General features: G+C 65.6%; 21 protein-coding genes. 11 read left to right on the top strand and 10 right to left on the bottom strand.

Annotated elements, in window-relative coordinates; all coding sequences use genetic code 11:
- Window positions 1-32: 32 nt before the first annotated feature.
- The 3 genes from L1080_RS25950 to L1080_RS25940 all read right to left on the bottom strand — a co-directional run bounded on the left by L1080_RS25950 (window position 33) and on the right by L1080_RS25940 (window position 4054).
- Window positions 33-794, bottom strand: a complete 762-nt coding sequence (locus L1080_RS25950; protein ID WP_250775351.1) for a MerR family transcriptional regulator — start codon at window positions 792-794, stop codon at window positions 33-35.
- A 38-nt stretch (window positions 795-832) separates the two neighbouring features.
- A complete protein-coding gene (locus L1080_RS25945) occupies window positions 833-2686 on the bottom strand; it encodes an AMP-dependent synthetase/ligase (protein WP_250775349.1) in 1854 nt (617 codons plus the stop codon).
- Between the two features lie 66 nt (window positions 2687-2752).
- Window positions 2753-4054 carry an MFS transporter gene (locus L1080_RS25940; protein WP_250775347.1) on the bottom strand — a complete coding sequence of 434 codons (1302 nt, stop codon included), beginning with the start codon at window positions 4052-4054 and terminating at the stop codon, window positions 2753-2755.
- A gap of 71 nt (window positions 4055-4125) precedes the next feature.
- Here L1080_RS25940 and L1080_RS25935 point away from each other — a divergent pair, with 71 nt between their 5' ends.
- Complete coding sequence (locus L1080_RS25935; RefSeq protein WP_250775345.1) at window positions 4126-5133, top strand: GlxA family transcriptional regulator; 1008 nt, start codon at window positions 4126-4128, stop codon at window positions 5131-5133.
- Here L1080_RS25935 and L1080_RS25930 read toward each other — a convergent pair.
- Both L1080_RS25930 and L1080_RS25925 read right to left on the bottom strand, forming a co-directional pair.
- Window positions 5100-5675 (bottom strand): GNAT family N-acetyltransferase, encoded by a 576-nt coding sequence (locus L1080_RS25930; RefSeq protein WP_250775342.1) that lies wholly within the window; start codon window positions 5673-5675, stop codon window positions 5100-5102. The genes L1080_RS25935 and L1080_RS25930 overlap by 34 nt on opposite strands.
- Window positions 5676-5994: 319 nt before the next feature.
- Window positions 5995-6351: a hypothetical protein gene (locus L1080_RS25925; protein ID WP_201453485.1), complete on the bottom strand. Its 357-nt coding sequence runs from the start codon at window positions 6349-6351 to the stop codon at window positions 5995-5997.
- A gap of 31 nt (window positions 6352-6382) precedes the next feature.
- Between L1080_RS25925 and L1080_RS25920 the strand changes: the two genes are divergently transcribed.
- Window positions 6383-6577, top strand: coding sequence for a hypothetical protein (locus L1080_RS25920; protein WP_201453486.1), 195 nt, complete (start codon window positions 6383-6385; stop codon window positions 6575-6577).
- A 70-nt stretch (window positions 6578-6647) separates the two neighbouring features.
- Here L1080_RS25920 and L1080_RS25915 read toward each other — a convergent pair whose 3' ends face one another.
- The gene (locus L1080_RS25915; protein WP_159918501.1) at window positions 6648-7163 is read right to left on the bottom strand and encodes a helix-turn-helix domain-containing protein; all 516 of its coding nucleotides are present in this window, start codon (window positions 7161-7163) and stop codon (window positions 6648-6650) included.
- A gap of 274 nt (window positions 7164-7437) precedes the next feature.
- Here L1080_RS25915 and L1080_RS25910 point away from each other — a divergent pair, with 274 nt between their 5' ends.
- The 5 genes from L1080_RS25910 to L1080_RS25890 all read left to right on the top strand — a co-directional run bounded on the left by L1080_RS25910 (window position 7438) and on the right by L1080_RS25890 (window position 13660).
- Window positions 7438-8799 (top strand): MFS transporter, encoded by a 1362-nt coding sequence (locus L1080_RS25910; RefSeq protein WP_250775340.1) that lies wholly within the window; start codon window positions 7438-7440, stop codon window positions 8797-8799.
- A gap of 50 nt (window positions 8800-8849) precedes the next feature.
- Window positions 8850-10445, top strand: a complete 1596-nt coding sequence (locus L1080_RS25905; RefSeq protein ID WP_250775338.1) for an aldehyde dehydrogenase (NADP(+)) — start codon at window positions 8850-8852, stop codon at window positions 10443-10445.
- A gap of 24 nt (window positions 10446-10469) precedes the next feature.
- A complete protein-coding gene (locus L1080_RS25900) occupies window positions 10470-11405 on the top strand; it encodes a 5-dehydro-4-deoxyglucarate dehydratase (RefSeq protein WP_250775336.1) in 936 nt (311 codons plus the stop codon).
- Window positions 11405-12676, top strand: coding sequence for a glucarate dehydratase family protein (locus tag L1080_RS25895; protein ID WP_250775334.1), 1272 nt, complete (start codon window positions 11405-11407; stop codon window positions 12674-12676). Before L1080_RS25900 ends, L1080_RS25895 begins: the two co-directional genes overlap by 1 nt.
- Window positions 12677-12766: 90 nt before the next feature.
- A complete protein-coding gene (locus L1080_RS25890; RefSeq protein ID WP_159918506.1) occupies window positions 12767-13660 on the top strand; it encodes a LysR family transcriptional regulator in 894 nt (297 codons plus the stop codon).
- A gap of 4 nt (window positions 13661-13664) precedes the next feature.
- Here the strand turns inward: L1080_RS25890 and L1080_RS25885 are convergent, their stop codons facing one another.
- Window positions 13665-14147, bottom strand: coding sequence for a carboxymuconolactone decarboxylase family protein (locus L1080_RS25885; RefSeq protein WP_250775331.1), 483 nt, complete (start codon window positions 14145-14147; stop codon window positions 13665-13667).
- A 246-nt stretch (window positions 14148-14393) separates the two neighbouring features.
- Between L1080_RS25885 and L1080_RS25880 the strand changes: the two genes are divergently transcribed.
- The 3 genes from L1080_RS25880 (at window position 14394) to katG (ending at window position 17550) form a co-directional block, all read left to right on the top strand.
- Window positions 14394-14732: a histone-like nucleoid-structuring protein Lsr2 gene (locus tag L1080_RS25880; protein ID WP_159918508.1), complete on the top strand. Its 339-nt coding sequence runs from the start codon at window positions 14394-14396 to the stop codon at window positions 14730-14732.
- A 109-nt stretch (window positions 14733-14841) separates the two neighbouring features.
- Window positions 14842-15288: a Fur family transcriptional regulator gene (locus L1080_RS25875; protein ID WP_250775329.1), complete on the top strand. Its 447-nt coding sequence runs from the start codon at window positions 14842-14844 to the stop codon at window positions 15286-15288.
- Window positions 15289-15321: 33 nt separating this feature from the next.
- Complete coding sequence (gene katG, locus L1080_RS25870; RefSeq protein ID WP_250775327.1) at window positions 15322-17550, top strand: catalase/peroxidase HPI; 2229 nt, start codon at window positions 15322-15324, stop codon at window positions 17548-17550.
- Between the two features lie 80 nt (window positions 17551-17630).
- Here the strand turns inward: katG and L1080_RS25865 are convergent, their stop codons facing one another.
- From L1080_RS25865 to L1080_RS25855, 3 genes are read right to left on the bottom strand one after another with little or no spacing between them, the layout of a single operon-like run.
- Complete coding sequence (locus L1080_RS25865; RefSeq protein WP_159918511.1) at window positions 17631-18467, bottom strand: mycofactocin-coupled SDR family oxidoreductase; 837 nt, start codon at window positions 18465-18467, stop codon at window positions 17631-17633.
- A 23-nt stretch (window positions 18468-18490) separates the two neighbouring features.
- On the bottom strand, window positions 18491-19234 hold the full coding sequence (locus L1080_RS25860; RefSeq protein WP_250775325.1) for an SDR family NAD(P)-dependent oxidoreductase: 744 nt from the start codon (window positions 19232-19234) through the stop codon (window positions 18491-18493).
- Between the two features lie 22 nt (window positions 19235-19256).
- Entirely contained in the window at window positions 19257-20195 is a 939-nt protein-coding gene (locus L1080_RS25855) for a 3-oxoacyl-ACP reductase (protein ID WP_250775316.1), read from the bottom strand.
- 199 nt (window positions 20196-20394) lie between these two features.
- On the opposite strand from L1080_RS25855, the gene L1080_RS25850 reads away from it, so the two are divergent.
- Window positions 20395-21867, top strand: coding sequence for an MFS transporter (locus L1080_RS25850; RefSeq protein ID WP_159918514.1), 1473 nt, complete (start codon window positions 20395-20397; stop codon window positions 21865-21867).
- Window positions 21868-21900: the final 33 nt, after the last annotated feature.

The raw sequence follows: 21900 nt of genomic DNA, 5'->3' as shown, positions 1-21900 counted from the left end.
GCCCTAGGGTGCGTGAAACGCACCCCGTCCCGTCATTGCTGCTCGGCGTTCGCGACAATGATGTCGCGAACGAACTGCGCCAACCCGGGCGCGATGTCGTCGTAGTGCTGACGAAAACGATCGTCCGCGACGTACATCTCGGCGAGGTTCACCTGCATCGGGTGGTCACAGTCGTAGAACTTCGCGATTCCGGCGCGGTGTTCCTCCGCCAGGGCGTTCGCACGATCCGAGCCGGGTTCGACGCCCTCCGCCATCGCTTCGGCGAGCTTCGCCTCGAGAGCGTCGCCCTCGGCCTTGATGCGCTGCCAGTCCTTCTTGTCGAACTTGGCCGTGCGCTGCTGTGATTGCTTCCACGCGTCGGTGTCGCCCCATCGTTCCTCGGCCTCTGCGGCGTACTCTTCACCCGGCCAGTCGGCACCGAAGATTTCGTTCTGCTCTTCGGGGGTGAGCTGAATGCCCATGCTTTTCGCCTCCATCATCTTCTCCACGGCGGCAGCCATCTCGTGTAAGCGATCGATCCGTTCGCTCAGCAGTTCGTGCTGTCGCCGCAGATGCGCGAGGGCATCCACGGCCGGGTCGTCGAGAAGGGCTGCGATCTCCTCGAGAGGGAAACCCAGCGCCCGGTACGTCAGGACGCGGTGAAGACGTTCGACGTCTGCATCCGAGTAGCTGCGGTACCCGCTGGGTGTGCGGTCCGACGGCGTCACCAAGCCGATCTCGTCGTAGTGATGCAGCGTGCGCACACTCACTCCGACCAGCTTGGCGACGACGCCTACTGTGTGTTTCTCGCTCACGTCTCTACCGTGGGGCCTGACGCCGCGTGAGGGTCAAGTCAGCTGTAGAGATCCTGGAGTTCGTCGGAGAAGTTGTTCATCACAACCTTGCGCTTGAGTTTCATGCTCGGCGTGATTTCGCCGTTCTCGACGGTCAATTCTCGATCGAGAATCTGGAACTTCTTGATCTGCTCCCACCGGTTGAGTCCGGCGTTGAGCTCTTCGACATAGCCGCCGATCAGGTTGCGTGTCTCCTGTGCCTGCGCGATCTCGGAGAACGACTTGTCGCCCATACCGTGATGTTTCGCCCATTCGCCGATGGCCTCGGCGTCGAGGGAGATGAGCGCGACACAGTACGACTTGCCCTCACCGTCGACGATCAGCTCGCCGACGTAGGGGCAAATGCCCTTGAAGGTGGAGGCCACCGCGGACGGTGCCACATACTTGCCGTTGGACGTCTTGAACATGTCCTTCTTGCGGTCGGTGATCCGCAGGTAGCCGTCTTCGTCGATCTCACCGATGTCACCGGTGCGGAACCAGCCGTCCTCGGTCAACGCCTCCGCAGTCGCCTCCGGGTTCTCGTGATAGCCGCTCATCACGCCGGGGCCCTTGATCAGAATTTCACCGTCTTCGCCGATCTTCGTCTCGGTTCCGGGGATAGCCCAGCCGACCGTTCCGAAGCGGTAGGCCGACGGCCGGTTGACGAAGGATGCCGCGCTGGTCTCGCTCAGTCCGTAACCCTCGAGAACCTTGATGCCGACGGCGTCGAACCATTGGGCGACATCACGATTGAGCGCAGCGGATCCGGAGATGAAGAATTTCAGGCGTCCACCGAACCGCTCCCGAATCGTGCTGTACACCAACCGATCTGCGAGTGCATGCTGCACCGACTCGAGCAGGGATGGGCTCTTTCCTGCCTGTTTGGCCCTGGACACCGCGAGTCCGACCCCGATGGCCCAGTCGAAGATCTTCGCTTTCACACCGCCCTCTTCGTGGACGGTGGAGACGATGCGGGCGTAGGCCTTTTCGAAGATCCGGGGGGCGGCGCCCATGAAGGTCGGGCGCACTACCGCAAGATTCTCGACGATTTTGTCGACCCGTCCGTCGACCGCGGTGGCGAAGCCGATCTGCAGTGGCAGGACGAGCAGCACCTTTCCGAAGACGTGCGAGAGCGGTAGCCACAGATACTGCAGGTCGTCGGGATCGAGTAGACCGGTGGAGTCGATCGCGGCCGCCACATAGGTCCACGCCGAATGCGGAAGACGCACGCCTTTCGGTTTTCCGGTTGTCCCGGAGGTGTAGATGAGGGTGGCCAGATCATCCGGCTTGATCGCGTCGATCCGCTCGTTCACCGCATCCGGCTTCTCTGCCAGTAATTCGGCGCCGAGGTCGTGTAACTGCTCGAACGTGATCACCCAGTCGTCGCCTTCGCCGGGTGTGCCGTCGATCAAAACGACCCTCTCGACATCCGTGAGCTCAGTGCGATTGTCCCGCAGCTTCGCCAGTTGCGAGTCGTCCTCGGCGATGACGACACGGCTCCCCGAGTTGGCGACGATGTAGGCCACATCGGGAGCGGTCGTCGTGGGATACACCGTGGTGGTGGCGGCGCCGGCGCACATCACCGCGAGGTCGGCCAGCACCCATTCGTAGCGGGTGGCGGAAGCCAGCGCCACGCGCTGCTCGGCCTGCACCCCGAGCGAGATCAGGCCGGCGGCGAGGTTGCGCACACGATCACCGGCCTCGGACCAGGTGACGCTCACCCACTCGTCACCGTTCCCGGGTCGGATGTAGCGGAACGCCTCGTGACTCGGCGATGTGGCTACCCGATTGATGAACATTGCGGCCACCGACGGTGCCCGATTCTCGATCTTGGAGTGGTCGACGACCTCGTCCGATGCGCGTTGAGCTGCCATACATGGATCTTAGGAAGCGAGGCGGCGTCGAGGAGGCGGATTCGCCCAGGCCGCGTAACCGTGACCTCAGGCGATCGCGCGCGGCGCCTTCGCGACGATGGCCAGCGACATGACAGCGGCGATCGCACACAGACCCCCGGCAACGTAGAACGCGGCGTCGTATCGACCGAACTCGTCGCGCACAAACCCCGCCAGAAACGCGACGATGCCGGCCCCGATCTGGTGCGAGGCCAGCACCCAGCCGAACACGATCGGCGCATCGGCGCCGAAGTGCTTGCGGCAGAGGGCAACTGTTGGGGGCACCGTGGCCACCCAGTCGAGGCCGTAGAAGATGACGAACGCGATCATCGGGGGGTGAACTGTGCTCGCGAAGAGGATCGGCAACAGCATCAGGGAGAGACCGCGCAACAGGTAATAGATGCCGAGCAGCTTGCGCGAATCGAACCGGTCGGTGAACCACCCCGACGCGATGGTCCCGACGACGTCGAAAATTCCGATGACGGCGAGCAGGCTCGCCGCCGCGGTGGTCGGCATGCCGTGATCGTGGGCGGCGGGCACGAAATGGGTGCCCACCAGACCATTGGTGCTTGCACCACAGATCGCGAAGGTGCCCGCCAACAGCCAGAAGACCCGCGTGCGGGCCGCGGAGAACAACACGGTGACGGCCCGGCCCGCAGCACCACCGCGGCCGGTCGGTGCGGGTGGTTCCGCGAGGTAGTCGGGCCCGGCGCCGTACGGCACCGTACCGACATCCGATGGCCGATTGCGGAGAAACACCAGCACCAGCGGGACGACGGCGAGGGCCGCGAACGACACCGTCAGCGCCACCGTCTGCCAGTTGTATCGCTCGGCGAGCACGGCGAGGATCGGCAAGAACACCAGCTGTCCCGCCGCGCTCCCAGCGGTGAGGATGCCCGTGACCAGACCGCGCCGCGCCACGAACCAGCGATCGACCACGGTGGCGACGAACGCGAGCGCCATCGAACCGGTGCCTAAACCGACGAATACACCCCACAGCAGCACCAGCTGCCAGGTGGCGGTCATGAAGATGGTCAGCCCACTGCCGGCAGACACGAGGACGAGCGCCGCCGTCACAACCCGGCGCATGCCGAACCGCTCCATCAGAGCTGCGGCAAACGGCGACGTCAACCCGTACAGCACCAGGTTGATCGACACCGCGGAGGAAATGCTCGCCCGCGACCAGCCGAAGTCCTCGTGCAACGGGTCGATGAGGATGGACGGCGCAGCACGGAAACTTGCCGCCCCCACCAGAGCGAGGAAAGCGACCATCGCCACCAACCAGGCGTAGTGCAGGCGGGGCGGGGCTATTCGGGCCGGGGGTGCCGGTGGCGCGATGTCGGACGTCACGACGATAAGTCTGCGGGACGGCGTCCCGCCGAAAAAGTTGCCGGAATGCCAACATGTGAAAGAATCTGGCCATGGTCGAACGTCATCGGGTGGTCGTGCTCGCCTTGGACGGTGTGATCCCGTTCGAACTCGGCATCCCCTCGCGCGTCTTCGGCCGGGCGCACGACGCGGATGGCAATTCGCTGTACGAGGTACAGACGTGCACGGCCGACGGCAGACCGGTGCGGTCGGATGCCGACTTCTCGATATCCGTCGATCACGGGCCTGAGCTGCTCGCCGAGGCCGACACGGTCGTGATTCCCGCGTCGTACGAACTCGGCCCCGCCTACGACGAAGGCCGTCTGCCGCCGAATATCGAGGCGGCACTCGGGTTCGTCCGGCCCGGCACGCGATACGTCTCCATCTGCACCGGCTCCTACATTCTCGCCGCGGCGGGTCTCCTCGACGGTCTGCGCGCCACCACCCACTGGCGCAACACCGAGCACTTCCAGCGGACGTACCCGCAGGTCCTGGTCGATCCCGACGTCCTGTTCGTCGACGAGGGACAGATCCTCACCTCGGCGGGCGTCGCCGCCGGACTCGACCTCTGCCTCCACATCCTGCGCCGAGACCACGGCTCCGACCTGGCCAATCAGGTGGCGCGCCGATGCGTCGTCCCGCCGTGGCGCGACGGCGGGCAGGCGCAGTACATCGAGCGGCCGATTCCGGCTGCCGGTGCGGAGTCCACCGCGGCCACCCGGAACTGGGCTTTGGAGCGGCTCGGGGAATCGTTGACGCTGACCCGGATGGCTGCACACTCGAACATGAGCGTTCGCACCTTTACCCGGCGGTTCGGTGAAGAGGTCGGCACCACCCCGAACCGCTGGTTGACTACCCACCGGGTCGACCGCGCCCGGCAACTCCTCGAGACCACCGACCTGTCCGTCGACGTCATCGCTCGCGAGGTCGGTTTCGGTACGACGGCGTCCTTGCGCCAGCACATGGGTGCCGTGCTCGGCGTCCCACCGTCGGCCTACCGCAAGACGTTCCGCGGTCGCCGCATTTCTCATGCCGAGCGCAGATCCAGCCTGCTGATGTAGTGGGCCCCGTCGTCTATGGGGTTGTCAGGCGGGAGGTAGCCCGCACCGACGCGGCGGAAGCCGGCCTTCTCCAGTGCCCGCCAGGACGCACGATTCGGTACGACGACGGGAACGATGATTGCTGTCGCGCCGGGTGAGTCCGCGCGGCACTTGTCCACGAAAGCCCTGATCATGGCAGTTCCTACGCCGCGGCCGATGTGTTCCGGGTCGCCGATGAAGTAATCGATCGACAAGCTCCCATCCGGCACCTCGACGAGTGCGGTGAGCAGTGCGATGTCTTCGGGGTAGTCGGCGAGTCGATACCGCTGGATGAACCCGAGAGGGCGGCCACCGCGCACAATCAGGAAGTCCTCACATGGTTCGGTGCCGTCGATACTTCCCCCGAAGTCCCGCTCGATATCGGCGTCCGATGTCTCGTGATTCCAGAACCGCGCGACGTGGGGTTCGCGTAGCCACTTCTGAAGCTGGGGGAAATGGTCCCGGGTAGTACGGAGAAACTCGAAGTCGGCGCCTGAGTCTGTCCGCTCGGCGGAGTCGGTCACGCAGGCGACGCTACTCGGTCGGCGACCGCGTGGGCGGCCCGTTGTGGCGCACCGTGCGGGTGGCCTCGAGTACGGCGCGGACGAGTTCGCTGCGGCTCCCCCGGGTTTCGGCGAGGAACACGGCCACGGGTGACTGGGTCGGCCGGTGCCGGCTGGATGTCGATGTCGGCGGCGGCACTAATCGGTGAATAACGCCCATACATGCCGGTATACCCGGTCCAAGCGGCGCTGGGCGCCATCTGATGCCCCAGCGTTGCGCGCCCATCCGCATACAGTGAACCCCCGTCGCAGATTCGAGGGGCGTTCTCGGGTTTCGTGGTCAGTGTCGGAGTTGTTGTGCCCAGGCGGCGAAGAAGGCACGAAGTTGGGGTATCTCGGCGGCGGCGGTAGGGATCGCGTGGTCGGGGAATCGCTGGAGGGTGTCGAACATCGTGGCGAGTATCTGCGGGTCGAACCCGGCGTCGATCTCGGCTGCCCGCGTCAGCAGTGTTTGTTTGTCGTAGATGGCCGAGAGTGCGTAGATGTCGGAGAAGTCGCGGGCTTCGGCGCGGTCGGGCGATGAGTTTGCGGCCGGCGAGTTCTTCGGGCGCGTAGGTCGGTCCTGCCACGCTCGCGGTTGCCGGTAGTCCCGGGGCGGAGTCCAGCACCATGTCGACCAGGAGTTGTTCGGGTCCATGGATGAGTAAGCGACAGAAGGTGGTCCCGTCATGGATGCGATCGATTCGCCAGCCGCGGGTGTCGGCGGCCTGCTCGAACTCGTCACGAGCCCTGGTGACGTTGCCGCGGTCGGGGCCGGTGAAGAAATCGAGGTCTTGTGTCGGGCGGGTGCTCAGTTGCTGGGCGATCAGTGCTGCGCCGCCGGCCAGGAGGAAGCCCTTGCTGGCCGGCAGGGTGAAGAATAGCTGGGCAACCTCGAGCTGGAACTCGGTCAGCACGACGATGTCCGGTGGTGCCGAGATTGCTCCGCTGTGCTCATCGGGCGGGGAGAATCTGTTCGATCACCGGTGTCCAAGCGATGCGCAGGTCACGAGGCAGGACGAGCTCGGACCAGAGGTCGATCAGTAGTGCTCCGTCGATGTAGGTCAGCACGTGGTCGGGGGTGCCTTCGCGCAGGACGATCTCGTACACCCGCGATCGCTCGGACCGGTCGGACAGCCGAAACGAGCGCCCGGGATCGGACCAGTTCAAGGCCAGGGGCAACTCGACTGTCGCCATCGCTCGCTCGAGAGGCAGGCGGGGAAGACGATCCGGGACGAGGTAGTTTCGGCCGCGCGCCCCGGGGACCGGATGGAAGGTGATGTGCGGGGTGGCGTCGAGGTCGTAGCCGGCTTCGTTGAGGAGTCGTTGCACCGTGTCCAGGGATGGGGACTTGCGTCCGTTTTCGTAGGCCGAAAGGGTCGGTCGTGAGGTGTGGGCGCGGCGGGCGAGTTCGTCCTGGCTCAGGCCGGCGGCCCGGCGAACGCGTTCGAGAAGTGCTGCTCCTTTCATGCTGCGTTTCCGTCCTTCCAGCCGCAACTATCGCCATATGTATCCGATTGGATACGCTACGCGCGTGGGGATTGCACGGCAACCAGTCTCATCGAGCACGTGGAGGATGTCCGTCGCCGGACATCGGTTCAATATGAGCATTGATCACGACTTTTTTTGACTTGGACATGTATCGAACGCGGCTCTAGCGTGGCTTTATGACTCAGGTCACGCCGGTGAACCAGCGTGCACCGGGTAGCCCCGTCGTTACACCAGAAACCGAGAGGAGTCACCGATGACCCTCCCCCTCGCCGTCTCACCGGCGGTCGACAGTGCGGTATCGAAGATCTTCCGCCGCGTCGTGCCGTTGTTCATCGTCATGCTGATCTGCAATCAGCTCAACCGGTCGAACATCGGTTATGCGCAGACCCACCTCGAGGCCGATGTCGGCATCGGGGCCGCAGCCTACGGTTTCGGTGCGGGTGTCTTCTTCATTGCCTATGCGATCTTCGAACTGCCGTCGAACGTGCTCATGGAGAAGTTCGGCGCCAAGGTGTGGCTCACCCGCATCATGATCTCGTGGGGCCTGGTGTCGGCGGCGATGGCGTTCGTCAACGGCCCGGAGATGTTCTACGTCCTGCGGTTCCTCCTCGGTGTCGCCGAGGCCGGTTTCTTCCCGGCGATCATCTTCTACTTCACCCGCTGGCTGCCGAACAACCACCGCAGCCGCGCTACGGCACTGTTCATTGCGGGGTCCTCTATTGCAGCCGCGATTTCGGGACCGCTGTCCGGACCGCTGCTGTCCCTCGACGGGCTCGGTGGACATCACGGCTGGCAGTGGATGTTCGCGCTGGAGGGACTGCTGTCGGTGGTCGTCGGGTGCATCGCCTACCGGTTGCTCGACTCGAAGATCGACGACGCGAAGTGGCTCACCGGCGTGGAGAAGCACGATCTGCAGGCCGTCATCGCCGAGGAGGACGTGCTGCGCAGTGAGGCGTCGGTGAAACGTGGCGAGTCGGGTTCGCGCTGGAAGCTGCTTCTGCAGCCGCGGATCCTGGTGTGCTGCGGCATCTTCTTCGCGATCACCATGGCGATCTACGCCAACACGTTCTGGCTTCCGTCGATCATCCGCCGTATCCCCGGTACCAACGACGTGACCGTCGGGCTGCTGTCGTCGCTGCCGTGGATCTGCGCGATCTTCGCGATGTACTTCTCCAACCGCTCGGCCGACCGCACCGGAAGGCACAAGCCCTACCTCGTCGCCGCGCTGCTCATCGGCGGTGTCGGCACGATGGCCGCCGCGTTCGTCACCCCATGGCTGGCGCTTCCGCTGCTGTGCGTCGCGACGATGGGTTTCAAGAGCGCGAGCCCACTGTTCTGGTCGATTCCACAGCGCACGCTGCACCCGATGGTGCTGGCACCGGCGATCGCGATCATCAACTCGCTCGGCAACCTGGGTGGCTTCGTCGCCCCATTCGGCTTCGGGGTGATCAAGGAACAGACCGGCACGGTGACGATGGGCCTCGTCGTGCTGTCGCTCTTCGCCCTCGCCGCCGCCGCAGCGGTGACGTACTTCCGGCGCGACAAGGAAGACATCGACGACGTCGCGAACCTGGCGGAGGTGGGCTCCGACGAGCCAACCGTGGCAGCCAAATGACCCCTCACCGGCGGCACATACGAAACGCAGAGAACTAGAGGACCCACATCATGACAGCAACGGTGAACCGGACCGACGTGACCGGACAGATGATCATCGCCGGCAAGCCCGTGCAGGGTACGGGCCCAACGATTCACGGCGTCAACCCCGCCACCGGCGAGCGGCTGGAACCGGGTTTCGCGCACGGGACCGAGCGGGACGTCGAGACCGCCTGCGCAGCGGCCGACGAGGCGTTCGCGCCGTACCGCGCAACGAGCAGCGAGGACCGCGCCCAATTCCTCGAAGCGATTGCCGACAACATCGAGGCCCTCGGCGACACGCTCGTCACCCGGGCGTGTGCGGAATCCGGACTTCCGCAGGGTCGCATCACCGGTGAAGTGGGCCGCACGTCCGGACAGCTGCGGTTGTTCGCCGGCGTCCTCCGTGACGGTGGCTGGAACGGTGCCCGCATCGACCCCGCCCAGCCCGACCGGATCCCGCTGCCCCGGGCCGATATCCGCCAGCGCAAGATCCCGCTCGGACCGGTTGCGGTGTTCGGCGCGAGCAACTTTCCCCTGGCGTTCTCCGTCGCCGGTGGCGACACCGCGTCCGCGCTGGCGGCGGGCTGCCCCGTCGTCGTCAAAGCCCACGACGCACACCCGGGTACCTCCGAACTGGTCGGATGGGCCATCGCGGACGCCGTCGCGAGCACCGGTATGCCGGCGGGAACCTTCTCGCTGCTCTACGGTGCCGGTCCCGGGCTCGGCACGGCACTGGTGAAGGACTCCCGGATCAAGGCGGTCGGATTCACCGGATCCCGTTCCGGTGGAACCGCTCTGGTGGCGGCAGCCGCCGGGCGACCGGAACCGATCCCGGTGTACGCGGAGATGAGCTCGATCAACCCGGTGTTCCTGCTCGAGAGCGCACTCGCCACCCGCGGTGCCGACCTCGGTCGCGCATTCGTCGCGTCCCTGACGCTCGGCTCCGGTCAGTTCTGCACCAACCCCGGACTCGTCATCGCCGTCGACGGTCCCGGCCTGGCCGCGTTCGTCTCGGCCGCGAATGCGGCCGTCGCCGAGACTGTGCCGACGCCGATGCTCACCCCGGTCATCGCCGGCTCCTACGCCGACGGGGTTGCCGCCCTCGAGGGTGCTGCCACCGTGGAGGCCCGCGGCGCCGAGTCGGACGCACCCAATTCGTGCCGGGCGGCACTCTTCAGCAGCGACGCCGACACGTTCCTGGGCTCGGACGTGTTGCAGCAGGAGGTGTTCGGCGCCTCCAGCCTGGTCGTCAAGTGCCGCGATGCCGAGCAGGTGCGCTCCGTGGCGGCGAGGCTCGAAGGTCAACTGACCGCGAGCGTCCACGCAGACGAGGAAGACCTGGACGAGGCCGGACGCCTGCTGAGCGTTCTCGAACTCAAGGCCGGCCGAATCCTGTTCGACGGCTGGCCCACCGGGGTCGAGGTCGGACACGCGATGGTGCACGGCGGTCCCTACCCCGCGACATCCGACTCGCGCACTACGTCGGTGGGGTCGCTGGCGATCGAACGCTTCCTGCGACCCGTTGCCTACCAGGATGTTCCGCCGTCGCTGCTGCCCACCGCCGTCGCCGACGGCAACCCCGAACAGTTGTGGCGTCGTATCGACGGCCGCCTCACCCAAGACTGACATCCACTCGTGAAGGAGAAACCAATGCTCGACGGAGTCCTGTTCTTCCCCGTGACACCGTTCACCGAATCCGGTGACGTCGACTACGACCGGCTCGCCGAGCACGTCGCCAAGGGGGTGGACGCCGGACCGGGTGGCGTCTTCATCGCCTGCGGCACCGGCGAATTCCACGCCCTCGGGCTCGAGGAGTTCGGCAGGATCGTGGCCACGGCCGTCGACGCCGTCGCGGGACGGGTCCCGGTGTTCGCCGGTGCGGGCGGCTCGATCGCGCAGGCCAAGGAATTTGCGTCGAGCGCCAAGACCAACGGCGCCGACGGCATCCTGTTGCTGCCGCCCTATCTCGTGACGATGCCGCAGGCCGGGTTGGTGGAGTACACCCGCGCGGTCGCCGACACCACCGACCTGCCCCTCATCGTCTACAACCGCAGCAACGCCCGTTTCGACGAGGCGTCCGCCGTCGCGGTGGCCCAGTTCCCCACCGTCATCGGCCTGAAGGACGGTACCGGTGACCTGGACAAGGTCGCGCGTATCGTCCGCGCCGTGAAGGATGCTCTCGCACCGTCGGGTAAGCAGTTCCTGTTCTTCAACGGCATGCCCACGGCGGAGATCTCCCAGCAGGCGTACCGGGCCATCGGTGTCACGCTGTACTCGTCGGCGACCTTCGCGTTTGCACCCGAACTGGCTCTCGGTTTCTACGACGCACTCGAATCGGGCAACGAGGACCTCACCGACGCGCTGCTCCGCAGCTTCTTCCATCCTCTGGTCCGCCTGCGCGATCAGGTGCCGGGTTATGCGGTGTCCCTCGTCAAGTTCGGCGTCACCATGGAGGGCCTCGAGGCCGGGCCGGTGCGCCCGCCGCTCGTGCAGCCGAGCGAGGCTCACAAGCGGGAACTGGCCCAGATCACCGCGGCCGGACGGGCAGCGCTCGCGGACGCTCTCGCGGTTCAAGCGGTGCGCTGATGTCCTCGGAGCCCATCCGCATCACCGGTGCCCGCATCACACCGGTCGCCTTCGTGGATCCGCCGTTACTCAACACGGTCGGCGTGCATCAACCATATGCACTGCGTGCGATCATCCAACTCGACACGGACAGCGGTCTCGTCGGGTTGGGTGAGACCTACGCGGATACCGCGCACCTCGCTCGACTCCAGGCGGCCGCGGAGTCCATTACCGGACTCGACGTGTTCTCGCTGAACGCCATTCGGGCGGTGATCGACGCGAAGATTGCCACGCTGTCGATCACCGGCGGTGACGGGGTCGCCGGGATGATCACCACCGCCAGTACGACCGATCGCGTGTTCTCCCCCCTCGAGGTGGCGTGCCTCGACGTGCAGGGCAAGGCGCTCGGCCGGCCGGTGTCCGATCTGCTCGGCGGCAAGGTGCGCGACACGGTGCCCTTCAGTGCCTACCTCTTCTACAAGTGGGCCGGGCACCCCGGGGCCCACCCGGACGAGTGGGGTGAGGCGCTGGACGCGGACGGACTGGTGCGTCAGGCGCAGAAGATGATCGGCGAGTACGGTTTCGAGGCGATCAAGGTCAAGGGTGGGGTGTTCTCACCCGAGGAGGAGATCGCCGGCATCAGGGCGTTGCGCGCCGCGTTCCCCGACCTGCCGCTGCGCCTCGACCCCAACGCCGCGTGGACCGTCGACACCTCGATCCGGGTCGCGTCGGAACTCGACGGCATCGTCGAGTACCTGGAGGACCCGACGCCCGGACTCGACGGCATGGCCGAGGTCGCGCGCGAGGCGAAGATGCCGTTGGCCACGAACATGTGCGTCGTCGCATTCGATCAGCTCAAACCTGCCGTGCTGAAAGACTCCGTTCAGGTCGTGCTGTCGGACCATCATTACTGGGGTGGCCTCCAGCGGTCGCGGTTGCTCGCCGGCATCTGCGACAACTTCGGCCTGGGACTGTCGATGCACTCGAACTCGCACCTGGGCATCAGCCTGGCCGCCATGGTGCACCTCGCAGGCGCCACGCCGAACCTCACTTACGCCTGTGACACGCATTGGCCGTGGAAGACGGAGGACGTGGTCAAGCCTGGCGTGCTGAAGTTCGTCGACGGCGCGGTCGCGGTGCCGACGACGCCGGGATTAGGCGTCGAGATCGATGAGGACGCGCTCGGCGCATTGCACGAGCAGTATCTCGACTGCGGAGTGCGCGACCGCGACGACACGGGATACACGCAGTCGATCGATCCGACTTTCGAGAACACCTGCCCACGCTGGTGAACCGGGTGGCCGTCGATCCGGGGTGCACGTGCGCAGGTCCGTTACATTGTTCGGACGAGCGCCCCGGCTCGACGGCAGAGGAGTAGGTCGATGTTTTCCCTTGCGCGGCTGTCATGCTTCATCGCCGTCGCGGAGGAATTGCATTTCGGGCGCGCCGCGGAACGGCTCCACATGACTCAGCCTCCGCTGAGCCGGCAAATTCAGCAGCTCGAAAGCGAACTGGGCGTGCAGCTGATCGACCGCACCAGCCGATCGGTCACGCTGACCGCCGCGGGAACGGCGTTCCTGCCCGACGCGCGCCGCATCCTGTCCCTGTCGGAGAGCGCGGTACTGACGGTGCGACGGGTACCCGCGGGTGATCTGGGAACTGTGGTCGTCGGGTTCACCGGCGCCTCGGCCCACGCGGTATTACCGCGACTGCTCGAGGCTGCCCGCGACACTCTTCCCGATGTGAAGATCGATCTCCGTGAAATGGTGACGTCGGTGCAGATCGATGCTCTCACCAGCGGTGAATTGGACCTCGGACTGATCCGGCCCATCCTCACCCGGCCCGGAATAGACACCCGGCCCATTCACCACGAGAACCTCGTCGCCGCGCTCCCGCAGGGACACCCGCTGGCCGAGCAGGACCACCTGACCGTGGAGGACTTCGACGATCAACCCGTGGTCATGTATTCACCCGTCGATGCACGGTATTTTCACGAACTGCTGATCAGCACCTTCACCATCGTCGGAGCGTCGCCGCGGTACGTGCAATATGTGACGCAGGTTCATACGATGCTCGTCCTCGTGCGTTCCGGTCTGGGAATGGCGCTGGTGCCGGAATCTGCGCAGACAATGCATCCCGAGGGTGTGGTGTTCCGGCCGGTCACCTCGGTGCGGGATCGGCCCGTGCAGATGAACGCCGCCTGGCGCGCGGACAACCGCAACCCCGCACTGCAGCGGATAATGAACGACGTTCTGCCGCAGCACGAATGGAATTGACAGATCAGAGCGTGAGCCGGCAGCTCTGACCGATGTCGAGCACCCGCAGCACGCGGCCGGTTCCCAACCACAGCGCGCACGACAAGGCGAGGTCGGTGAGAAGTTCGTCGGAGAAGTGTTCATGACACCGCTGCCAGAAATCCTCGTCTTCGCGTAGCGCGGTGTGGTCGGTGGCGAATCGGTAGGCGAACTCGGCCGCCGTCCGCTCCCGCTCACCGTATCCCGGCCACGACTCCCACTCGAGGACGTGATCGTAGAAGTGCTCGTCGATACCGGCCTCCGGCCCACCGCCGTCCCGGGCCCCGCGGCACACCGCGCACTCGTTCGCCACTGCGATCGCCATCCGTGCAATCTCCCGTACTCGCAACGGTAACCGGTTCCGGTTGTAAACGGCATCGGTGAAGCCGCCCAGTGCCTTACCCAGCTCCGGCGAAGCCGACAACCAACCGGCCAGGTCATCGTCGCTGTAGCTACCCACTCGGCTCATTCCCGAATGCTACAGCGAACGGCGCGCGAGACGATAGAGTTGACACAGGTTCTAATCTTTCCGTCGCTCCGGCACAGGGGGTGAGTTCCCTGGAGGTCCCGTCGACGCCCGCCCTGTGCCTTTCACGCCGTCAACCGGGGGATGCGCGGGGAACCGATTCCTTCGAACCGGGCCGAAGCCGGGCCGAGAAACCGCGTGTGGGCAGTAGTGTCTTGTGGGCTGTAACCAGATCAAAAGGAGTTCAGGGTGGCGCAGAAAGTGGTCGTGGAATTGGTCGACGACATCGACGGGAGCCTCATCGAGGACGGGAAGGGCGAGCACATCACCTTCTCGGTCAACGGAGTCGACTACGAGATCGACCTGAAGACGAAGAACGCCAGAGAGTTCCTGCGCACCATGGACTTCTACATCGAGCACGCCACCAGGGTCGATGAACGGAAGGGCCGGTCCACCTCGAGCGCGAAGCCGCGCGGCCGCGCCCAGGCGAGTACGGTCCGCGAGTGGGCGGTGGAGAACGGGTACGACATTTCCTCGCGAGGCCGCATTCCCGCAGAGGTGCAGGAAGCGTTCGACGCAGCGCATTGACGAGCGGCAGCCGAGATCGAGGCGCGAAGAAGTCGCTGTTCCGGAGAAGTAGTGCATCTGGTTATCCAAAATCGTGACTGATTCCAGAAAAGTGCGTCATAGTAGTGAGGTGCCCTCGACGCGGGATTACGAAGTGCAGTTGCGTGCAGCCCAGCTACGCGTGACTCGCCCTCGCCTGGCGGTGCTGGATGGCGTCCGCGAGCATCCCCACGCCGACACGGAAACTATTTTCGATGCCGTGCGAACGCACCTACCAGGAGTTTCCCGGCAAACTGTGTACGACGTTCTGCATGTGCTCACCGACGTGGGCTTGGTGCGGCGGATCGAGCCGTCCGGCTCCGTCGCACGCTACGAGTTGCGTGTCGGTGACAATCACCATCACGTCGTGTGCCGGGCGTGCGGGGTTATCGCCGACGTCGACGGCGCCGTCGGCGAGGCGCCCTGCCTGACTGTGTCCGACGACGGCGGTTTCGTCGTCGAGGAGGCCGAGGTCATCTATTGGGGTCTGTGCCCCGACTGCTCGAAACCACACACTTCGCGAAAAAAACCGCGATAACAGCCCGATCTACTCGCTCCTGGAAGGAATGCTGTGTCCGATAGCTGCCCGGTCGCTCATGACGGCAACACTCAGAGCACCAGTGAAAGTGAAAACCCCGCAATCCCGTCCCCCACGGTCAAAGAACATCGTCCGAGGACGAACCGCGACTGGTGGCCCAACCAGCCGGAACTGTCAGTGCTGCATGCACACTCGTCGAAATCCAACCCGATGGGCGCCGACTTCGACTACGCCGAGGAGTTCGCCAAGCTCGACGTCGAGGCGCTCAGGCGAGACGTCATCGATCTGATGACCACCTCGCAGGACTGGTGGCCTGCCGACTACGGCCACTACGGTGGGCTCTTCATCCGAATGAGCTGGCACGCTGCCGGCACCTACCGCATCGCCGACGGTCGCGGCGGTGGCGGGCAGGGTGCCCAGCGTTTCGCCCCGCTCAACAGCTGGCCCGACAACGCGAGCCTCGACAAGGCGCGCCGGCTGCTGTGGCCGGTCAAGCAGAAGTACGGCAAGCAGATTTCCTGGGCGGATCTGCTCGTCTTCGCCGGCAACTGTGCCCTCGAGTCGATGGGGTTCAAGACTTTCGGATTCGGTTTCGGCCGCGAAGACGTCTGGGAACCCGAGGAAGTGTTCTGGGGTCCGGAAGACACCTGGCTCGGCGACGAGCGCTACAGCGGTGATCGCGAACTGTCCGGTCCGCTCGGGGCCGTGCAGATGGGTCTGATCTACGTGAACCCGGAGGGACCGAACGGGCAGCCGGATCCGCTGGCAGCGGCCCGCGACATCCGGGAGACGTTCGCCCGCATGGCGATGAACGACGTGGAGACCGCCGCGCTGATCGCCGGCGGCCACACCTTCGGTAAGACACACGGCGCAGGCGATGCCGACCTTGTCGGCCCGGAGCCGGAGGGCGCCCCGATCGAGCAGCAGGGTTTGGGCTGGAAGAGCGCATTCGGCACCGGCGTCGGCAAGGACGCGATCACCAGCGGCCTCGAAGTCGTGTGGACCCCCACCCCGACGAAGTGGGACAACAGCTTCCTGGAGACGCTGTACGGCTTCGAGTGGGAGCTCACCAAGAGCCCCGCCGGCGCCTGGCAGTGGACCGCCAAGGACGGTGCGGGTGCAGGCACGATCCCCGACCCGTTCGACTCGTCGGCGGGACGCAACCCCACGATGCTCACCACGGACCTCTCGTTGCGCATGGACCCGACCTACGAGAAGATCACTCGGCGTTGGCTCGATCACCCGGAGGAGTTCGCCGAGGAGTTCGCCAAGGCGTGGTACAAGTTGCTGCACCGCGACATGGGACCTGTCACGCGCTACCTCGGCCCCTGGGTTCCGGAGGCGCAGCTGTGGCAGGACCCGGTTCCCGCGGTCGATCACCCGCTCATCGGTGACAGTGAGATCGCTTCGCTGAAGGGCAAGATCCTCGATTCGGGGCTGTCCGTTTCCCAGCTGGTGTCCACCGCCTGGGCGTCGGCAGCCACCTTCCGCGGCACCGACATGCGGGGCGGCGCCAACGGAGCGCGGATCCGGCTCGAGCCGCAGAAGAACTGGGAGGTGAACAACCCCACCGAGCTGTCCACGATCCTGCAGACCCTCGAGCAGATCCAGCAGGACTTCAACTCGTCGCAGTCCGGCGGAGTGAAGGTGTCACTCGCGGACCTGATCGTCCTGGCCGGTACCGCAGCTGTGGAGAAAGCGGCCAAGGCCGCCGGCCACGACATCACGGTCCCGTTCACCCCCGGGCGCACGGATGCGTCGCAGGAACAGACCGACGCGGAAACGTTCACCGTGCTCGAGCCGAGGGCCGACGGGTTCCGCAACTACCTGCGAGCGGGCGAAAAGTTGCCGGCAGAGGCCCTCCTGGTCGACCGGGCTTACATGCTGAACCTGACCGCTCCGGAGATGACGGTTCTCGTCGGTGGCTTGCGGGCCCTGAACGCGAACTTCGGCCGAACCGAGCACGGCGTCTTCACCGACCGGCCCGCGGTGTTGACCAACGACTTCTTCGTCAACCTCCTCGACATGGGTACGGAGTGGAAGGGATCCGCCTCGGCCGAGAACGTCTACGAGGGCAGTGACCGGGTCACCGGTGAGACCAAGTGGACCGCGACCGCCGTCGACCTCGTCTTCGGTTCCAACTCGCAGCTGCGTGCTCTCGCCGAGGTCTATGCCGCCGCCGACGCGCAGCAGAAGTTCGTGCAGGACTTCGTCGCTGCGTGGAACAAGGTGATGAATCTCGACCGGTTCGACCTCGCCTGAATCTCAGCCGAACCGCATACGGCACCCCGTGAGCTGACTACGCTCGCGGGGTGCCGTGCGTGCTGTCGCGCCGTCGGCGGTCAACCCGTGACGCGCGCTGCGTTCCCGGCGTCGACGGGCAGGACGATGCCGCTGATGTGTTCGCTGCCCTCCGCGGTGAGGAACAGAACGACGCGGGTGATCTCGGCGGGGTCGAGCCACGCCACGGGCTGGGCGTGGAGGCTGCGGAAGACCGGTGCGACGTCGTCGGATCCGGGATTGTCGAGGTCGGGCCGCATCATCCGGTACAGGGAATCGTTGTGGATCATGGGAGTCGAGATGTTGCCGGGGGCAACGGCATTGACAGTGATCCCGTGCGGTGCGAGGTCGAGCGCCGCACTCTTGGTAAGTCCGATGACGCCCCATTTGGATGCGGCGTAGGCGGCCATGTTGGCATTTCCGGCCCGCCCCAGCATGGAGGAGACGGTGACGATGCGCCCGTATCCGCGGCGGATCATCCCCGGGGCCACCGCTCCGACGGTGTTGAAGACGCCGGTCAGGTTGGTACCGATGGCCTCGGACCACTGTTCCTGGGTGAGGGACTGGACGGGTGCGGCCACGGACACGCCGGCATTTGCCACGGCAATGTCGATTCGTCCCAGTTCGGATTCGGCTCGTGTGACGAGCGCGTCCATGGCGCTTCGGTCGGCGGTGTCCAGTGTCGCTGTGATGCAGCGACGTCCGGTCGACCGCACCAGCTCCGCGGTCTCGTCGAGATCGGCCTCGGTGGCGAGGGGGTAGCCGACCACCGGGCTGTTCGCGCACCGATCGCACAGGACGATGTCTGCGCCGCGTTCCGCAAACGCCACCGCGTGGCTACGGCCCTGGCCGCGGGCTCCACCGGTGATCAGGGCGACTCGGCCATCGAATCGATCCATCGTTGTCTCCTTGTCCGGACGTACTACCGCAGCTTGATGCTGCCGCCGTCCGCCATCAATGTCTGGCCGGTCATGTACCGCGAATCGTCGGTAGCGAGGAACACCGCCACGGGCGCGATGTCCGTCTCGGGATCGCCGATGCGCTGCAGGGGAACCTTCGCCACGGAGGCCGCCGCGCGTTCGGGAAACGCGGCCTGCCACGCGAGGACTCCTTCGGTGGCCGCGAACGGGCAGATCACGTTCACCCGGATCCCGTCGGCCGCCCACTCGTTGGCGGCCACGCGGCTCACGCCCCGGATCGCTTCCTTCGCCGCGGCATACGACGTCTGGGTGGGCATGCCGTCCAGACCGGATCCCGACGCAAAGTTGATCACCGAACCTTTCGCCGACTTCAGTTGCGGGTAGCACGCTTGCATCAGGTACACAACGGGATAGAACCCGGTCTGGAAGGAAAGGTCGAACATCTCTTGGGTGTGATCGACCAGCAGTGCCTGGCGCGACGCGTGCGCGTTGTTGACCAGAACGTCGACGGACCCGAACGCCTCGACTGCGGCGTCACGGATCTGGTCGGCTGACTCCCGCCGGGAGATGTCGACGTTCAGGAAGCGGGTGGCCGCGCCGAGTTCTTTCTCGAGAGCCGTGCCGCGTTCGTCGTCGATGTCCACGAAGAGAACATTGGCGCCCTCACGGGCGAAGACCCGGGTGATGGCTCGCCCGATCCCGCCCGCCCCGCCCGTCACGATTGCTGTCTTGCCCTGCAGTCTCATGGTGTTCCTTTGCGCGTTCGGGTCAGACGCCGACGGTCGCGGCGGTGGCCAGCGCCGCCTTCTCGAGTTCCGCGACGCTGAACGCGGCGTAGTTCTCGTACGGTCCGCGGCCCGCGAAATAGGGAGTCAGAAGTCCTTCGAGTTCCTCGGGTGAGAAGGCGGATCCCGCTGCATCGAAGCGGTTCTCGACCTTTGGTGCCGCCATCAAGGCGACCATCTTGCCGTAGACGACGAAGACCTGCCCGTTGATTTCGTCCGAGGCGGGGGAGGCCAGGTAGTGGACGAGTGTGGCGACGCGTTCGGGCGAGAGGGGATCGGGCCCCGCGTCCGCGGCGGTGTTTGCCCCGAAGGCGTCGGCCGTCATCGCAGTGCGGGCGCGCGGGCAGATGGCGTTGGCGCGCACTCCATATCGTGAGAGCCCCTGCGCCGTCGACAGGGTGAGAGCGGTGATTCCGGCCTTGGCCGCCGAATAATTGGGTTGGCCGGCCGAACCGAAGAGGAAGGCCTCGGACGACGTGTTGATCACCCGTCCGTACACGGGCCCTCCCGCGGCCTTGCTCGCTTCGCGCCAGTGCACCGAGGCCGCACGAGACGTGGCGGCATGCCCTTTGAGGTGAACGCGAATGACGTCGTCCCAGTCGGATTCGGACAGGTTGAAGATCATCTTGTCGCGAAGGATCCCGGCGTTGTTGATGAGGATGTCCATCGATCCGAAGGTGCCGACTGCTTCCTGGACGAGGCGTTCGCCCAGCGACCAGTCGGAGACGTCGCCCGTGACCGCCGTCGCCTGACCTCCGGCAGCCGTGATCTCCTCCGCGACGGTGTGTGCATTGTCGCCCATGTCGTTGACGACGACGGCGGCCCCGGCCGCGGCGAGGGCGAGGGCTTCGGCGCGGCCGAGTCCCGCACCGGCGCCGGTGACGACGGCAGTGCGTCCAGCCAGGTTCAGCGATTCCGTCATGCGTACTCCTCGATAGAAAAATTAGATTTCATTCTAGTTCTAGCGTATGGCATCCCCGCAAGTCACTAGTCAAAGCCATGTTCTGACGAGAATGTTTTCTACTTTCCGCGAGGTCTCGCTGAGTGGGAATTGTGGTCGAGGTCACTGGCGCGCATGCCAGGTTGAGCGTGCTGATCCTCTCGAAACACCGGAGCCTCATATGAACCACATTCCCCTGTCCCCAGGCGAGGCGGAGCGCGCACCGCTCTCGCGCGGGAAGTCGTACGCCCTCCTGGCCTTGATCATTCTCCTGGTCGAAGTCATTCCCCTCGCCTACAACTTCGTCACCCCGGCACTGCCCGAGATCTCGAAGCACTTCGGGACTGCGAACGTCGGCTGGGTAATCACGATCGTCACGCTCATGCTCGCCGCGTCCACCCCGCTCGTCGGCAAGCTCGGTGACATCTACGGCAAGAAGCGGATGATGCTCGTGTCGGCCGCGGTGTTCGGTGCCGGGTCGTTGCTGGGCGCTCTGGCCCCGAACTTCGAACTCTTCCTGGTCGGCCGCGGGCTCCAGGGCGCGGGCATGGCCATTCTCGTCCTGGCCTACGGCTTGATCCGCGACATTCTGCCGCCCGCAATCATTCCCGTGGCGGTCGGTTTCATCGCTACGGGCATGGGCGCCAGCACCATCCTCGGACCCATCATCGGCGGCTACCTCATCGATCACTTCGGTTACACCGGCGTGTTCTGGGCGCAGCTGCTCCACGTGGCCGTGGTCGGGATTGCGGTCGCAATCTTCGTTCCCGAGACCACGCTGCGGACGCGCTCCAAGCTGGACGTGCTCGGGGCGCTCATTCTCGGAGCCGGGGCGTTCCTGCTGCTGTTCGGCATCGGCAAGGCGTCCACTTGGGGATACACCTCGCCGCAGACGTTGCTCTTCCTCGGCGGTGGCCTCGCCGTCCTGGCCGGTTGGCTGGTCTACGAGCGCACCCCGAAGGAGCCGCTCATCGATCTGCAGATGCTTCGGCACCCGCCCGTCGCGAAGACGCTGGCCGCCAGCGGTTTCGTCCAGTTCGTCCTGGTCAGCCATTCGATGCTGATTCCGATGTTCGTGATGACCGACCCCGACCTGGGGCTGGGGTACGGATTCGGCGCGACCGCACTTGCGGTCGCGATCTACACGGTGCCCACCGGCGTGGTGTCGATGATCGCGGGACCGGTGGGCGGGTACTTCACGCGTCGCATCGGCCCGGCTCCGGTTCTGGTGTTCGGCGGATTCGCGCTCGCCCTCGGATCATTCCTGCTTGCGACGCTGCATGATTCGACGCTTCAGCTGATGTTCGGGCAGTTGGTCATCGGGCTCGGGCTGGGCTCCGCGTCGGCGACGCTCCCCAACCTGATCATGCGCACGGTGCCCGCCGAGACCCAGGGTATCGCCGGCGGGATGCTCAACCTGTCCGGTTCGCTGGGCAGCGCGATCGGCAGCCAGGTGATGATCACCATCCTCGCGATCCCCGGAGTGATGCTCGTGGGTCGTGCCTCGCACTTCCCGGAGCAGGGTTTCGTGTACGCGTTCTTCACCCTCGCCGTCGCGGGTGTGCTCGCCGGAGTCATGGGACTCCTGCTGACCCGCAACAGGATCGACCGTCCCACCGACGTCGCGGTACCGAAGTCCGAGATGGTGGCCTGACCCTCCCACCGACCGCGGGGCCCGCACTTGTGC

The sequence above is a fragment of the Rhodococcus sp. MSC1_016 genome (genome assembly GCF_023667485.2).
Taxonomy (GTDB): domain Bacteria; phylum Actinomycetota; class Actinomycetes; order Mycobacteriales; family Mycobacteriaceae; genus Rhodococcus_F; species Rhodococcus_F oxybenzonivorans.
The sequence above is the reverse complement of the archived record's forward strand: the minus strand, read 5'-3'. Positions and strand labels throughout refer to the sequence as shown.

What these genes read in the sequence shown, in the direction of transcription:
- L1080_RS25925 (WP_201453485.1), bottom strand. Translation starts at nt 6,351, where the DNA reads ATGGACCCGAACAACTCCTGGTCGACATGGTGCTGGACTCCGCCCCGG.
- L1080_RS25915 (WP_159918501.1), bottom strand. Translation starts at nt 7,163, where the DNA reads ATGAAAGGAGCAGCACTTCTCGAACGCGTTCGCCGGGCCGCCGGCCTG.
- L1080_RS25900 (WP_250775336.1), top strand. Translation starts at nt 10,470, where the DNA reads ATGCTCGACGGAGTCCTGTTCTTCCCCGTGACACCGTTCACCGAATCC.
- L1080_RS25890 (WP_159918506.1), top strand. Translation starts at nt 12,767, where the DNA reads ATGTTTTCCCTTGCGCGGCTGTCATGCTTCATCGCCGTCGCGGAGGAA.
- L1080_RS25910 (WP_250775340.1), top strand. Translation starts at nt 7,438, where the DNA reads ATGACCCTCCCCCTCGCCGTCTCACCGGCGGTCGACAGTGCGGTATCG.
- L1080_RS25860 (WP_250775325.1), bottom strand. Translation starts at nt 19,234, where the DNA reads ATGAGACTGCAGGGCAAGACAGCAATCGTGACGGGCGGGGCGGGCGGG.
- L1080_RS25850 (WP_159918514.1), top strand. Translation starts at nt 20,395, where the DNA reads ATGAACCACATTCCCCTGTCCCCAGGCGAGGCGGAGCGCGCACCGCTC.
- L1080_RS25920 (WP_201453486.1), top strand. Translation starts at nt 6,383, where the DNA reads ATGGATGCGATCGATTCGCCAGCCGCGGGTGTCGGCGGCCTGCTCGAA.
- L1080_RS25855 (WP_250775316.1), bottom strand. Translation starts at nt 20,195, where the DNA reads ATGACGGAATCGCTGAACCTGGCTGGACGCACTGCCGTCGTCACCGGC.
- L1080_RS25895 (WP_250775334.1), top strand. Translation starts at nt 11,405, where the DNA reads ATGTCCTCGGAGCCCATCCGCATCACCGGTGCCCGCATCACACCGGTC.
- L1080_RS25905 (WP_250775338.1), top strand. Translation starts at nt 8,850, where the DNA reads ATGACAGCAACGGTGAACCGGACCGACGTGACCGGACAGATGATCATC.
- L1080_RS25885 (WP_250775331.1), bottom strand. Translation starts at nt 14,147, where the DNA reads ATGAGCCGAGTGGGTAGCTACAGCGACGATGACCTGGCCGGTTGGTTG.
- L1080_RS25935 (WP_250775345.1), top strand. Translation starts at nt 4,126, where the DNA reads ATGGTCGAACGTCATCGGGTGGTCGTGCTCGCCTTGGACGGTGTGATC.
- L1080_RS25865 (WP_159918511.1), bottom strand. Translation starts at nt 18,467, where the DNA reads ATGGATCGATTCGATGGCCGAGTCGCCCTGATCACCGGTGGAGCCCGC.
- L1080_RS25945 (WP_250775349.1), bottom strand. Translation starts at nt 2,686, where the DNA reads ATGGCAGCTCAACGCGCATCGGACGAGGTCGTCGACCACTCCAAGATC.